Annotated in this window: 15 protein-coding genes and 1 pseudogene; 8 read left to right on the top strand and 8 right to left on the bottom strand. The window is 68.1% G+C overall.

What is annotated here, in order from left to right:
- Nucleotides 1–13: 13 nt before the first annotated feature.
- Nucleotides 14–265 (bottom strand): annotated as a pseudogene (locus ACFY29_RS26385) (IS5/IS1182 family transposase); the annotation flags it as partial.
- Between the two features lie 162 nt (nt 266–427).
- On the opposite strand from ACFY29_RS26385, the gene ACFY29_RS26380 reads away from it, so the two are divergent.
- From ACFY29_RS26380 to ACFY29_RS26370, 3 genes are all read left to right on the top strand, one after another.
- The gene (locus tag ACFY29_RS26380; RefSeq protein ID WP_386990450.1) at nt 428–1,936 is read left to right on the top strand and encodes an SMI1/KNR4 family protein; all 1,509 of its coding nucleotides are present in this window, start codon (nt 428–430) and stop codon (nt 1,934–1,936) included.
- Nucleotides 1,937–2,136: 200 nt separating this feature from the next.
- Nucleotides 2,137–2,868 (top strand): DUF1963 domain-containing protein, encoded by a 732-nt coding sequence (locus ACFY29_RS26375; protein WP_386990448.1) that lies wholly within the window; start codon nt 2,137–2,139, stop codon nt 2,866–2,868.
- Between the two features lie 87 nt (nt 2,869–2,955).
- A complete protein-coding gene (locus tag ACFY29_RS26370; protein WP_386990823.1) occupies nt 2,956–3,633 on the top strand; it encodes an integrase core domain-containing protein in 678 nt (225 codons plus the stop codon).
- A 222-nt stretch (nt 3,634–3,855) separates the two neighbouring features.
- On the opposite strand, the gene ACFY29_RS26365 is transcribed toward ACFY29_RS26370, so the two are convergent.
- Nucleotides 3,856–4,794 (bottom strand): AraC family transcriptional regulator, encoded by a 939-nt coding sequence (locus ACFY29_RS26365; RefSeq protein ID WP_386990447.1) that lies wholly within the window; start codon nt 4,792–4,794, stop codon nt 3,856–3,858.
- Nucleotides 4,795–4,866: 72 nt separating this feature from the next.
- Here ACFY29_RS26365 and ACFY29_RS26360 point away from each other — a divergent pair, with 72 nt between their 5' ends.
- Nucleotides 4,867–5,706 carry an NAD(P)H-binding protein gene (locus ACFY29_RS26360; RefSeq protein WP_386990445.1) on the top strand — a complete coding sequence of 280 codons (840 nt, stop codon included), beginning with the start codon at nt 4,867–4,869 and terminating at the stop codon, nt 5,704–5,706.
- A 24-nt stretch (nt 5,707–5,730) separates the two neighbouring features.
- The gene (locus ACFY29_RS26355; RefSeq protein WP_386990443.1) at nt 5,731–6,213 is read left to right on the top strand and encodes a DUF1772 domain-containing protein; all 483 of its coding nucleotides are present in this window, start codon (nt 5,731–5,733) and stop codon (nt 6,211–6,213) included.
- Nucleotides 6,214–6,879: 666 nt separating this feature from the next.
- On the opposite strand, the gene ACFY29_RS26350 is transcribed toward ACFY29_RS26355, so the two are convergent.
- The 3 genes from ACFY29_RS26350 to ACFY29_RS26340 all read right to left on the bottom strand — a co-directional run bounded on the left by ACFY29_RS26350 (nt 6,880) and on the right by ACFY29_RS26340 (nt 8,265).
- Complete coding sequence (locus ACFY29_RS26350; RefSeq protein WP_386990441.1) at nt 6,880–7,764, bottom strand: MHYT domain-containing protein; 885 nt, start codon at nt 7,762–7,764, stop codon at nt 6,880–6,882.
- A gap of 157 nt (nt 7,765–7,921) precedes the next feature.
- Nucleotides 7,922–8,053 (bottom strand): hypothetical protein, encoded by a 132-nt coding sequence (locus tag ACFY29_RS26345; RefSeq protein ID WP_386990848.1) that lies wholly within the window; start codon nt 8,051–8,053, stop codon nt 7,922–7,924.
- Nucleotides 8,050–8,265 (bottom strand): hypothetical protein, encoded by a 216-nt coding sequence (locus ACFY29_RS26340; protein WP_386990439.1) that lies wholly within the window; start codon nt 8,263–8,265, stop codon nt 8,050–8,052. Before ACFY29_RS26340 ends, ACFY29_RS26345 begins: the two co-directional genes overlap by 4 nt.
- Before the next feature lie 140 nt (nt 8,266–8,405).
- Here ACFY29_RS26340 and ACFY29_RS26335 point away from each other — a divergent pair, with 140 nt between their 5' ends.
- On the top strand, nt 8,406–8,663 hold the full coding sequence (locus ACFY29_RS26335) for a tyrosine-type recombinase/integrase (protein WP_386990437.1): 258 nt from the start codon (nt 8,406–8,408) through the stop codon (nt 8,661–8,663).
- Between the two features lie 69 nt (nt 8,664–8,732).
- Here ACFY29_RS26335 and coaD read toward each other — a convergent pair whose 3' ends face one another.
- A complete protein-coding gene (gene coaD / locus ACFY29_RS26330; protein WP_386990436.1) occupies nt 8,733–9,176 on the bottom strand; it encodes a pantetheine-phosphate adenylyltransferase in 444 nt (147 codons plus the stop codon).
- A gap of 200 nt (nt 9,177–9,376) precedes the next feature.
- A complete protein-coding gene (locus tag ACFY29_RS26325; protein WP_386990434.1) occupies nt 9,377–10,180 on the bottom strand; it encodes an inositol monophosphatase family protein in 804 nt (267 codons plus the stop codon).
- 707 nt (nt 10,181–10,887) lie between these two features.
- Between ACFY29_RS26325 and ACFY29_RS26320 the strand changes: the two genes are divergently transcribed.
- Together ACFY29_RS26320 and ACFY29_RS26315 are read left to right on the top strand one after the other, a co-directional pair.
- Entirely contained in the window at nt 10,888–11,652 is a 765-nt protein-coding gene (locus tag ACFY29_RS26320) for an alpha/beta fold hydrolase (RefSeq protein ID WP_386990432.1), read from the top strand.
- A gap of 294 nt (nt 11,653–11,946) precedes the next feature.
- Entirely contained in the window at nt 11,947–12,399 is a 453-nt protein-coding gene (locus ACFY29_RS26315; protein WP_386990430.1) for an adenylyltransferase/cytidyltransferase family protein, read from the top strand.
- A 113-nt stretch (nt 12,400–12,512) separates the two neighbouring features.
- Here ACFY29_RS26315 and ACFY29_RS26310 read toward each other — a convergent pair whose 3' ends face one another.
- A complete protein-coding gene (locus ACFY29_RS26310) occupies nt 12,513–13,016 on the bottom strand; it encodes an NUDIX domain-containing protein (protein WP_386990429.1) in 504 nt (167 codons plus the stop codon).
- Nucleotides 13,017–13,057 lie beyond the last annotated feature (41 nt).

Here is a 13,057-nt window from a genome sequence, read left to right as displayed (position 1 = left end):
GTGTCGAAGTCCGTCACAGCCACTCGCTGATCGCGGCGACGTGCACGGTGGCTTCGTAGCGCACGGCGAGCTTGTCGAATCGGGTGGCCACGGCGCGGTTGCGCTTGAGCCGGTTGATGCCGCATTCCACGGCATGACGCTGCTTGTACCGCTCGGGGTCGAAGGCGGGTGGCCGGCCGCCCTTCGAGCCCCGTTTACGCCGGTTGGCGTCCTGATCGGTCTTCGACGGGATGGTGGCCTTGATTCCGCGTCGGCGCAGATATGCCGTACCTCGCATTCATTGCCTTCTACGCGCTCTGCGTGCTGGTCACCTGGGCTGTCTACTTCCGCTCCCCGGACCGGCGCCCGGCCCGCGTCTGACCACGTCCCCCACGGCCAGCCGAACACCGTCTATCTTGTTCCGCGGATCATGTGGAGGGGGCCGGCGATGACGGATCTGCGGGGGCTGGCGGGAGGGATGGCGTCGGCGCTGGCCGGCACCGACATTGCGATCCTGCAAGGGCGCCACCAGCCCCGGGCCGGCAGCTCGCTGCACACGTTCGACGCCGCCGGCCGGTCAGCGTTCGCGGACACCGGGTTCGCCATGCACGACCTGCTCCGCCAGGTGGACGAGATGCTGCGCCCGGACGGGGAGGACCGCCCGCTCGTCGTCGAACTCGCCCGCGACGGGGCCGGACGCGCCGAACTGCGGTACACCTTCGACCTGCCCACCGTCGCGCCGGTGCGGCTGGTACTCGACCCCGACTACCGCCCCCCCAACCACCCAGCCTCGCCGATGCCGGCACCGCCCGGTGTCGCCGTCACCGACCGTCCCACCGACCCGGAGGTTCTCACCGCTATCCGGGGCCTCGTCGCGGAGTTCGTGTCCGAGTACACGCGGAACACGGGGGGCACGCCCGACTTCGGTGCCGGGCATTCGGAAGAGGATATTCACGCCGCCGAGGCCGCCATGGGCCTGCGGCTGCCCGAGGACCTTCGGGCCCTGTACCGCACCGTGTCCACCGATGAGTACGGGCTGCTCGGCGCGGGGGCCCTGCTGTCGTTGGACTCCGTGGTGGCGGAGTACCTGGCCGGCACGCCCGGGACCGACTTCGGTCCCGACGACCTGTTCGCGGTGTTCCCGGTCGTCTACGAGTCGTACCCGCCCGGCCGGGTGCGGCGGGTGTCCCGCAACGACTGGTGGGTGAAGGTCGGCACCGACTGGGGCGGCAACTACTGCGCGGTCGACCTCGACCCCGGGCCGAACGGAGCGTCCGGGCAGATCATCCAGTACGGCAGGGACTTCTATGGACCGGTGGGGTATTTCGCCGAGTCCGTAACGGCGGCGCTGCACAACGTGCTCGCGGTGCTGCGCGACGACGTTACCTCCCGGCGCGCCTCGGTCCATCCGCAGTACAGCCACTCCGAGCAGGTGGGGCAGCGGCGGGTCGCCGACGTCCTCGCGGGGCTCGACGTGCAGGAGCTCTACCTCAACGACGGCGCTGTCCTCGATCTGGCGGAGCTTGCGCCACTCCACGATCTGCGCAATGTCTCGATCAACCGTGCGACAGCGGTCACGGCGGCCCTCCCGCCCGGTGTGCCGGTCGAGTGGCTGTCGATCGACGCCGCCGAGATCAACCTTCCGCCGCTGGGCGGGCATCCGAACCTGTGGGGGCTGAAGCTCGCCTCCCGGTCCCCGATTGCGATCGTGGCGCTGGCCGGCCTGCCGGCCCTCGCCCATCTCGACCTGTCCGGGGCCGACGTCAGCGACCTGCACCGGGTCGCGGATTTGCCCGGCCTCCGGGTACTGGAACTCAACCTGGCCCAGTGGCGGGAGCTGCGTGAGCGCGGTCCACTGCCAGGCGGGCTGGCGGCCGCGGCGCTAAACGGGTTCGCTCGGCTGGAGGAGGCCGACCAGTGGGCCGACTGGCTGCGAGGAGCCGCCGGGCAGCGATGAGCGGGCGGGGCCGGCGGCGCAGGACGCAAGCCTATTTCCCGGCCACCACGTATGGGCCATGAACCAGGGTCGCGACGCCGTGTATCGATTCGGCGGCCTGCGAAGGTCGCCGTTGCCGCTGGTCGGCCGTTGGCGGCCCAGCGGGTGAGGCACATCCGACCATGTCGAGAACAGTGCGGTGGCGCCACTTGGCTCAAGCTATGGAAGACTCGGCCGCGATGGATCTTTCCCCTGATGTCCAAGCCATCATCAGGCGCCGGCTGGTGCCGGAGATTGCGGACAGCTTCCTTGCCCTGGCGCGGCCATCGGTCGGATTTACCGTACCGACCGAAGCGTCAGCGAGCGGCAGCATGATCGGCGGCGCGCCAAGGACCGGACCTTTCGCGTGGCCTGTCTACCGGGAAGCGCCGATGCTGTTGCTGGCGCAAGTGGACTGCGCGCAGATGGCCCCGATCCTAGGCGCGGAGTGGCCGTTCCCACGCCAGGGGTACCTGCTGTTCTTCCACGACGACGAGTTCTCCGCGACCTACGACTACGAGCACGGCGACGACGGTTGCCAGGTGCTGCACCTGCCTGCCGGGTCCGGAGCAGAAGCGGTCGCCACCATCCCCGCCCTGACACTGGACGCCGCGCTGATGCCGTCTCTACCCAACCTGCGGGATGACGTCGACAAGGCGCTGGGCCTCCACATCGTCGAGCTGATCGATCTGTTGGAGGAGCTTCGGCCGTTGTTGCCTGCACCCCGGCATCGTCTGCTCGGCTACTGCGACACCGATACGTCCCACCCGCCAGGGCACCGGCCCCTTCTGCAGGTGGAGGCGGAACGGGGTACGGCGTGGGGCGAGATCGTAAACGTCTCCTTCTGGATTCCAGACGCCGACCTGCGCGCTGGCCGGCTGGACCGCGTACGCCGCTGCTACGACGTGGCCTGAACAGTCGCCCATCGGTCGGCGGCAGCCTCGACGGCTGGCTCGCAGCTGGCGTTTGTCCGGTCCTGAGCCTACCCATGATCACATGCGCTGATCTGCCAGCGGCGGGCCGGACCAGGCCGTCATCAGCGGACGCGCGCGACGCGTCCGGATCAGATGTGGGCGCTGGACTTTCAGGTCGACGTCACCGCGAACGGCCGGCAGGTGCGGTTCCTCAACGTCGTCGACGAGTACACCCGCCAAGCCCTGGCCACCCGCGCGGCCCGCTCCTTCACCGCGGACGCCACGGTCGCTGTCCTCGACGAACTGATCGCCCGGCTCGGCAGGCGGCCGGAGCACATCCGGATGGACAACGGCCCCGAGCTGACCGCCCACGCCCTGACCGGCTGGTGCCGCCACAGCGGCGTCGACCCCGCCTACATCGACCCCGCATCCCCATGGCAGAACGGGATCTGCGAATCCTTCAACGGCCGTTTCCGCGACGAGTTCCTCACCTGCGAGCAGTTCGACACTCTGCTGGAAGTCCAGGTACTGGCCGAAGACTGGCGCATCGAGTACAACACCTACAGACCCCACGGCTCGCTGGACTGGCTCACCCCCGAAGCTTCCACGATCAGTGGATCATCAACCGGCAACCAACGCTCTCATAGCCGGTGGACCACCAACCGGGGCCCGGTCAACACCAAACCGCAGTGGCAGCCGATGAGAGAGTCACCCCGCCGGTCACCTCGACCAAGACTGGCTGGGCTGCGGTCGGAGCACCAGTAGATAAGTAGCCGATGAGCGGACGCTTCGGGCGCCGTCGGTTAGTCGCCCACGAAGATTAATTGTCGGTGAGGGGCGTTCAGGTGCCACCTCAGGGAGGCAGGCGAGAGCCAAGACCTTGTTTGCGGCGTTCAGCAGTTCGGGTTCACTGGTGCTCGCCGCAAGCGCCTTGATGTAGTTCGAGGCCGTGTCGTTGGGCATCGCCGCCTCGATGCCGATGGCCCGCTACGTTCGGGCGGCCAGGCGGTGTTCCCGGGGGCTGACGCCGCGGATGCGTTTGAAGGCGGTGCTCAGGGCGAAGGAGCTGCCGTAGCCGACCTGCCGGGCGACCGCGCCGACGGTGGCGTCCGGCTCGCGGAGCAGGTCGGCGGCCAGGGCCAGCCGCCACTCGGTGAGGTATGACATGGGCGGTTCGCCGACCAGCGCGGTGAACCGGCGGGCCAGCGCCGCCCGGGAGACCCCGGTCTTGGCGGCCAGTGACGCCACGGTCCAGGGCTGGGCCGGGTTGTTGTGGAGCATCTGCAGGGCCCGGCCGACGACGGGATCGCTGTGCGCCCTGTACCAGGCGGGGGCTTTGGCCGCGGGTCGGGCGAACCACTCGCGTAGCGCGGCGATGAGCAGCAGGTCGAGCAGCCGGTCGAGGACCGCTTCCTGACCGGGGTCGTCCTTAACGATCTCGGTGGCCAGCAGCGGGACCAGTGGGGAGTCCCAGGAGTCGCCCGGGACGAGCAGCAGTGGCGGCAGTGCGCTCAGGAGCCGCTGGCTGACCTCGCCCTGCATGGTGTAGGTGCCGGTGAGCAGCATTGTCGGGCCGTCCGGGCTGTTGCCCCAGGTGCGTACGCCCAGCTCCATCATCTCGGGCATCTCCTGCCCGTCTGGGGTGGTGCAGAGCTGTCCCGGATGAATGATGACCTGCGGCGGCGTGGCCGGCTCGTCGGCGACGGTGTACGGGCCGGGGCCGCGAATGATCGCCACATCCCCAGGACTGAGCCGGACAGCCGAACTCTCCTCGGGAACGACCCAGGCATCGCCCCGGACCATGGCCACCAGGGTGAGCGGCGCCTGGTCCTCGATCCGCATCGACCAGGGCGGGGTCAGGACCGAGCGAAGCAGGAAAGCTCCATGGGCTCGGGGTCCGTCGAGAAGACCGGCAACTGCGTCCACGTAGACGATTAAACACAAAGCTGCGCGCTATGGCTATGTAAAGTCTCACGCCGCTGCACTTCAATGATCGATATGACGAACGAACGAGAGCAGCAGACGATCCTGGTCCTCGGCGGAACCGGCAAGACCGGCCGCCGCATCGTGGAGCGGTTGCAGGAGAGCGGAGTGCCCGTTCGGGTCGGTTCCCGCTCCGCAGGGCAGCCGTTCGACTGGGCGGACCGGGCGACCTGGGCACCGGTGCTGCAGGGCGTCGGCACGGTGTACGTGTCCTACTACCCGGACCTGGCCGTGCCGGGCGCACCCGAGACGGTCGGCGCGTTCACCGAGCTAGCGGTGGCGTCGGGCGTCTCCCGGCTGGTACTGCTGTCCGGTCGCGGTGAGGACGAGGCCCAGGCGAGCGAGAAGCTCATCCAGTCGGCCGGGGTCGAGTGGACGATCCTGCGGTCCAGTTGGTTCAGCCAGAACTTCAGCGAGGACTATCTGCTGGAGCCGGTGCTGGGCGGCGAGGTCGTCCTCCCGGTCGGGAACGTGCCCGAGCCATTTGTGGACGCCGACGACATCGCCGAGGTGGCCGTGGCGGCGCTGACGGAGGACGGGCACGCGGGGCAGGTCTACGAGCTGACCGGACCCCGGCTGCTCACCTTCGCCCAGGCGATCGCCGAGATCTCCACAGCGACGGGCCGGCGGATCGAATTCGTCCAGGTATCCTCTGCGGACTACGCGGACGCGCTCACCGCCGACGGGGTTCCGCAGGGGGTCGTCGAGCTGCTGATGTACCTGTTCACGACCGTGCTGGACGGGCGCAACGCCCATCTGGGCGACGGGGTTCAGCGCGCCCTGGGCCGGCAGCCCCGGGACTTCGCCGACTACGCCACCGACACCGCCGCCACCGGCATCTGGGACAAGGAATAGGACACCATGAGACTCGCACAGAACGTGTCGCTGGTCGCCGCCATCATCACCACCGGGCTCATGGCAGGGCTGTTCGCCGCCTTCGCCTACGCAGTCATGCCCGCACTCAAAGGGGCCGACGACCGGACGTTCGTGGACACGATGCAGCGGATCAACGTGACCATCGTCAACGGCTGGTTCATGCTGAGCTTCCTGGGCGCACTGGTGTTCGCCGCACTGTCGGCTCTCCTGGCCTGGCGCGGAGAAGGCCGCCCGGCACTGCCGTGGATCATCGGCGGGTTCGCCCTGTACCTGACGATGTTCATCATCACCACCGCCGTCAACGTCCCGCTCAACGACAAGCTCGCGGCGGCCGGCAATCCCGGCCACATCGCCGATCTCGCAGCCGTACGCGAGGACTTCGAATCCAGCTGGGTCACCTGGAACATCGTCCGCGCGCTGGCCAGCACGGCCGCGTTCGGCTGCCTCACCTGGGCTCTGATTGTCTATGGCCGTACCACCGATTGAGTCAGCAGGCGAGACGGTGAGGTCTGCTCACCTCGTTCTGCGCCGGCCTGTACGGCCGCCACGACGCCCTCACCGTCCTGGCCGGCTCCGACCTACACCGCATGCAGATCGGCCCTACCTCGTCAGCAAAGACACCTAAGCGCCGCGCAATGCCTGAGCCCAGCCCGCGGCCGGTTGGCCGGGCGGTAGAGCCTCCCGGCCGGAAGATCATCAGCACTCTCTTGCCGCGATCAGGACGTCGGTCGTGGCCGCGCAACGACCGGATCTGGCACCTCTCTGTGTCATCCATGAAGGAGCAGGGCCGGTCAAGGCTGGGATTTTGACCTGCTGACGTTGATTTTTCCGGTTCCGGCGATGGGTTTCGGGCAGGCGTGTGTGCGGTGCCGGGGTCAACGGCTGGGCCGTAGGCCCACCCCGCAGGGGCTTGGCCTTGACGCTGGCGCCGTGCGCGCCATGCTCGTGATGCCGGAAGGCGTTGTGGGTGGTCGCGTCACCAGTTCCGACGTCCTCGCCGAACGCCCCGATGTTGGAGATCACGTACACGTACCCGGCGCGGATGTTCGCGGCCCGATAGTCCACGGCCTGGCCGCCGCCTCGTCGATGCGCTGGCTGCCCGGCAGGACGCCAGCTAGAGCCGCCCACCTCACGGACGACCGACGCGATCCATCAGAGGGGAGCACGGTCCGGGCGGGACGGGAACGGCGTGCCCGGCCGCCCCAGGGTCGGCCGGGCGCGGAGCCCTACCGGGTCCGCAGTCACTTCGCCCGATCGGTCGGCGGGCTCGGCGGTGAGCCGGCCGTTCAGGTACGCCGCTGCGGCTCGGTCCTCGTCCGTGGGGGCCGCAAGCAGCGCGTAGACCAGGCCGACCACCACGAAGATCACCGCCAGGATGATCGGCACCAGCAGGGTGCTCACGTCCGCACCGGTGACCTCGCCCCCGCCCGGATGCAGGTGCGCAGAGAGGGCACTCATCCCGGTGAAATGCATGCCGTTGACCGCAACGCCCATCACCAGCGCGGAGCCGAAAATCGCCAGGCCTCGGCGGACGGTCACCGCCAGCCAGAGCGCCACCGCGGCGGCGACCACCGCGATGACAATCGAGAGCACCACCCGGGTCCGGTCGTAGCTGAGCCGTCCGTCGAGCCGCATCGCCGCCATGCCGGTGTAGTGCATCGCCGCGACCCCGGCGCCGGTGAAGAGGCCGCCGCCGACGATGCGCAGTACGGACACCCGCCCGGTGCCGGCAATGGCCAGTCCGATGCCGACCGCCACCACGGCGAAGATCGCGCTGGCCGCGGTGATCGGCAGGTCGTACCGGATCCGGGTACCCTCGACGGCGAAGCCGAGCATCGCCATGAAGTGCATGGTCCAGATGGCGGTGCCGCCGATCGCCAGGGCGGCCAACCCGCCCCACCAGACCCGCTGGCCTGCGCTGCTCGCGATGCGGATGCGGGTGGCACAGATCAGGCCCAGGAACGAGCCGAGCACCGATAGCGCGTAGCTCAACGCGGGCGTGATCCACCCGTACTCAAAGTGATTGATCTCCGCCACGGCGGTTTCCCCCGAAGAATGGCCCGTGCGTAACGATGTGCCACGGCCATGATCCGGGGGCGTCTCACCAGGCGCAACGGCACCTTCGGGCAATCAGTGCCGTCGTGGTGACTGTCCAATGCATCTATTCACCGTCGCCACCTGCCCGAATGATGAATCAGGCGGCCGCGTGGTCGGCCAGCACCCTCCGGTTGAACGCGGCGATCGCCTGCCGGCCGGTGGACCACAGGTCAGCCGACGGCCCGCCGGAGTCGGCGAGCTGGCCGAGCAGGTCGACCACCCTGTTCAAACCTGATGCCAGTCGAGGCCGCCGTCGCCCCTCATTTGAACGAACACGTCACCGACTTCGGACTGGGTCACCTGCAGTTCGAAGCCCTGATCACCACAGCCCGAAGGTCCTCGAACCCGAACGACTTCGCCCTGGTCGCGCTCCTGGGCCTGCTCGGGCTGCGGATCTTCGAAGCCTGCGGGTCGAACATCACCGACCTGGGTGAGGAACACGGCCACCGGGTCCTACGGGTGCTCGGCAAGGGCGGCAAGGTCGTCCTCGTCCCGCTGCCACCCGCGGTCGCCAGGGCCATCGACCGGTCGTCTATGAGCGCATCAGCGGGCCGATCCTGCGCAACATCGTCGATCGGCGGATGGACCGGCACGCCGCCACTCGCCGCCTCAAGCACCTCGCCGCCGCCGCAAAGGTCCGGATGCCGAGGATGCACCCTCACATGCTGCGCCACACGTTCGTGACGACCATGCTCGATGCCGGCGTCAGCCTTCGCGACGTGCAGATCGCCGCCCGCCACGCCGGCCCGCGAACCACCATGCGCTACGACAGAGCCCGCAAGAACCTCGACCGGCACCCCAACTACATCCTGGCCGCCTACATGGCCTCCGGGCCATAACCAGCGCTCGCGGCTTTGGCCGATGAGAGTGCGTCCGACCTTGAGGCGTTGCCACCGTTCCGGTACCCCCTAGGCCTCACTATTCAGCGTTATGCCAAGGACGGGTGACTGTGCCGAGCGGTATGCGCGTGCGACCGTGGACGAAGTGGCGGCCAGTTGCGGACGGGACGGCATCCAGACGGTCTGAATGCCGAGTTGCTCGTTCATCGCAGCGAGCTGGTACTCGTAGCGAAGGTCCGCGGCCGTGCGCACGCCGCGGACGATGACCGTGGCGCCGCGGCGCAGGCAGTAGGCAGCGGTCAGGCCGGTCCAGGTGTCCACCTCGACATTGCCCCAGACCGCCGGCATGGCGTCGCGCACGCGTACGGCCCTGGCCGTGGCTTCGGCGGTTGGTCGCTTGTCGGCGTTCACCGCCAGCAACACGATGATCCGGTCGAACATCACCCGAGCACGGGTCACCAGGTCGCGGTGCCCCGGAGTGAACGGATCGAACGTACCGGGATAGACCGCCAACGAACCGTGTGCCGGTGCCGCTCTACGATCAGATGTAGCCGTCACCGCGACTCCAACCACATGGCCACGATCATCCCAGCCGTACATGTGCCGACCCGACTTTGGGCCTTGTCGTCACCGCCGACCACCACCGGCATCCTGATCTGCCGCAGACCGCACGCCCGGTCAGCGTCCGTTCGTGTCGAGAAGGGGATACCCGATCAATCCCTTCCTACATGCTGGTTCTCGAATAGGGCCAGCAGGGCGGAGTGCGTTTGCTCGTCGGCGGCCACGACGAGACCGCCTGCTCCCGTGTGAAGTGGCCGGCCGTCGATCCCGGTGACCACACAGCCGGCCGCTTGGCAGAGGGCGATACCGGCCGCGAAGTGGACGCTGTCGCGTAGGTGGCCATCGGTCACGTAGGCGGCGCGTCGGCCGGCAGCGACCCAAGCCACCGCCAGGGTGGTGGAGACCACGCGCGGGCGAAACTGCTCGATGAACCCTTCGTCGGCAAGTAACCGGGCGGCCCGGAAGACTCGCTCGTTGGGGAACGGTGGATCGAGATTGACGTCTACCAGCCTCGACTCGGCCGACGGGGCGAGTCGCTCGTCCACGCCGCCGCGACGCACGTTCGCACCAGCGCCATCAGTCCAGAACACCTCATCGGCGAACGGGTCCGCCGACGCTGCCACGACGACCTGCGTGCCGGTTCGCAGAGCTACGTTGACCGAGACCAGCATGTTGTGTACGGCATAGTTCAGCGTCCCGCACAACGGGTCGACCAGCCACGTACGTCCATTCCCGCCGGTTCCTGTGCGCCCGCTCTCCTCTCCCACCACGACGTCGTCCGGCCGGGCAGCGTGCAAGACGTCGAGGATGGCCTTCTCCGCTTCGATGTCGGCCGTCGTGGCGAAGTCCCCTGCAGACTTCTCGAAGCGTGTCAGGGATATCCCGTAGTGAGAGCGCACGACTGCAGCCCCCGCTTCCGCCGCCTTGATGACCAGATCCCGATCGTTGATCGACATGCACGCACAATAGATCGGGCGGGTTCCGAGTTTGAACTGCCGTCCGGCCCACAGCGGGCGAGCCTCGATCAGATATCCGGATCTGCCGCCGATCGTGCGTTAACAGTCCGCCGCTGGTCACCAGGTGCTCTGGCGGGGCCTCGATGCGGAGGAGGCCGCTGCCGGCCGTCATCCACTGGGTGACGCTCTCCGCTGCGGTGAGCGTCGCCGTCAGTGACAGTCGCGGCTCCGGCGAGGTGATTGCTCTGGCGGTCGCACGTGCGCTGCCGGCGTTCTCTATCAGAGGTTGTCGCGCCAGTAGCGGTAGGCCGGGCCTCGTGCCACCTCAATCGATCCTGCTGCGACGAGACAGGTAAGAAGATCGTCCCCGGTCGGTGCGTCGACGTCGAAGGCAACGATCACTGGCGGTTCTTCACCGACGTGCCGACGCACCAGTGCGCGCTCGTCGAGGGTGGGCCCCGGAACCAGGAATCCCGGAACAGGGTCGGGCAGACCAGGTAGCACCTCAACTACATCCTCGCCGCGTACATGGACTCCGGAACATGATGAGCGACTCTGCCGATGAGCGCACAGCAACGTGTCCGCTGGCGTGTTACGAGCACTGGGATAGTCGTGATGACGTACCGTCGCCGCGCGGATCGTCCGTCCTGGGCTGGCGGCGTCCTGGATCCGGCGCCTGTGTGGCACGGCCGACACGAGGGGGCATCATGAAGGTGATCTCGAAAGACGGCACGTCGATCGTGTACGAGCGGCAGGGCACCGGGCCGGCGCTGGTCCTGGTTGGTGGGGGCCTGGACGACGGCTCCGAGAACGCCCCGCTTGTTCCGGCGCTAGCCGAGCACTTCACCGTCTACAACTACGCCCGCCGTGGCCGCGCCGGCAGCGGAGACACCGCGCCGTACGCCGTGCAGCGCGAGATCGAGGACATCGCGGCGCTTATCGCCGAGGCCGGCCCACCCGTTTTCGTGTACGGCGTCTCGTCCGGCGGAATGTTCGCCCTGGAGGCCGCCGCGGCTGGGCTGCCGATCGACAAGCTTGCGGTGTACGACGTCCCGTACGACCCGGACCCCGACTCTGCTCCCCACTACGACGAGTATCGGCAGCGCCTCGCCGCGGCCCTCGCGGCGGACCGGCGCGGCGACGCGGTGGCGCTGTTCATGAGGCTAGCCGGCTCGTCCGAGACCGACCTCGAGAGCGCCCGCCAGTCGCCGTACTGGCCGGGCCTGGAAACCCTCGCCCCGACACTGGCCAATGACGCCACCCTGTACGGCCCGCCGCCGGCCGACCGCCTCGCGACGGTCACCCAGCCGGCGCTGATCGCCACCGGCGAGCACAACGGCTTCTTCGCCCCCGCGGCGGACGCCGTTGCCGCGCTCCTCCCGAACGCGGTGCGCCAGACGTTCGCCGGCCAGGGACACGTAGCCTCCCCGGCGGTCGTCGCGCCCGCACTGCACCGCTTCTTCACCGCCTGACCGCCGTTCCCTGCCCCGACCTTATGACTATCCACCCTGAACGACATCGTGAACGCCTGGCCGACCCGTCGACCCCGGCGTATACCCGACTCGCAGCCCGCTCAGGACCCGGGTAGCGCATCGAAGCCGCGATAAGCAAGTGCCCGGATCTGCCGCGATCCGCGCGCTATGCAGCGTCACGACGTGCCGACTCGGCCAGCATGCGCACATGCCGATGTGCGCGCCTCGCCGGTCTCGTCCGGTAGAACGGTGAGCGACCGCGACTGGTGTGGGCGAAGGAGCAGGTGAGTTGTTGTGGAGAACCCAGACGTGGGGGCGGCCGCCATATCGCGGGTTTACGTCGACATGGTTGGAGACCTGTTCCACGCGGGCCACGTGTCGCTCCTCCGGGAGGCGCGCCGCCATGGTGACTGGCTGGTCGTCGGCGTGCTGTCCGACGACACCGCAGCCTCCTACAAGCGTCGTCCCATCATGACCCTTGCCGAGCGTGTCGTCGTGATCGAGTCGTGCAGGTACGTCGACGAGGTGATTGAGGACGCCCCGCTCCAAGTGACCGAAGAGTTTCTTGCCGAGCACGGGATCACCACCGTGGTGCACGGCGACGACTTGTCGCCCGAGGGGGCCGAGTTCGTATACGGGCCCGCTGCAGCAGCCGGGAAACTCACTTACGTTCGGCGCACGGGAGGAATCTCAACCACCCAGTTGATCCAGCGGGTGCTCGACGCGGCCGCCTCGCGAAATGAATGACCGGATCTGCCGCGAGTCGCGCGGTCGTCGCGATCATGTAACGCATCATCCGAGGTCGCGGTGTCAACCATCACCCGGCGCAGGACAGGGCTGCCGGCAGATGTCTAGTCCCATCACCTGCTTGACGAATCCGTCCCAGCACATGCACGACAGTCGGCCTTGGTTCCTCGGTCGTCCTGGTTACAGTCGGTGATATCTGAGTGCCTGCGGGCGCACTCAAACTCAGGCAGAGAACGAACCATTGCCGCCAAGACGCCATGCACGAGGGGAAGGCCGCCCAGCTCGCTGATCCCGACCCATGCGATGTCGTCATGCTCGTCAGGTGCACGGTTGGTCGGAGAGCCAACCCAGTCTCCAATTTGCCAGACGCCCACGTGAACGGCGTCCTCACCACTGCCGGCATGCAAGACGCCCAACCGTGAAGCGGACTCCGCCACAATGTGGACACCGAGCTCCTCGTGCATCTCACGCGCGAGGGCTTGTAGTTCCGACTCACCCGCTTCGACCTGCCCCCCGGGCAGATCCCAGACATCTGGGTATACCCGTTTGGTCGGCCTGCGGTGTGCTAGCAGGACCGCGCCGTTTTCAACGAGTGCGCCTGTGACGACGACATGCATGACGGGATTAGAGCACAGCGATAGGACAAGCTCGCTCCAGC

Origin of the sequence: Micromonospora sp. NPDC000668 (assembly GCF_042897975.1) — a bacterium.
GTDB lineage: Bacteria > Actinomycetota > Actinomycetes > Mycobacteriales > Micromonosporaceae > Micromonospora.
This window is presented reverse-complemented; position numbering and strand designations above follow the sequence as displayed.

Excerpts from the sequence above, each read along its gene's own strand:
- ACFY29_RS26380 (WP_386990450.1), top strand. The coding sequence starts at position 428 with ATGACGGATCTGCGGGGGCTGGCGGGAGGGATGGCGTCGGCGCTGGCC.
- ACFY29_RS26375 (WP_386990448.1), top strand. The coding sequence starts at position 2,137 with ATGGAAGACTCGGCCGCGATGGATCTTTCCCCTGATGTCCAAGCCATC.
- ACFY29_RS26360 (WP_386990445.1), top strand. The coding sequence starts at position 4,867 with ATGACGAACGAACGAGAGCAGCAGACGATCCTGGTCCTCGGCGGAACC.
- ACFY29_RS26335 (WP_386990437.1), top strand. The coding sequence starts at position 8,406 with ATGGACCGGCACGCCGCCACTCGCCGCCTCAAGCACCTCGCCGCCGCC.
- ACFY29_RS26325 (WP_386990434.1), bottom strand. The coding sequence starts at position 10,180 with ATGTCGATCAACGATCGGGATCTGGTCATCAAGGCGGCGGAAGCGGGG.
- ACFY29_RS26320 (WP_386990432.1), top strand. The coding sequence starts at position 10,888 with ATGAAGGTGATCTCGAAAGACGGCACGTCGATCGTGTACGAGCGGCAG.
- ACFY29_RS26310 (WP_386990429.1), bottom strand. The coding sequence starts at position 13,016 with ATGCATGTCGTCGTCACAGGCGCACTCGTTGAAAACGGCGCGGTCCTG.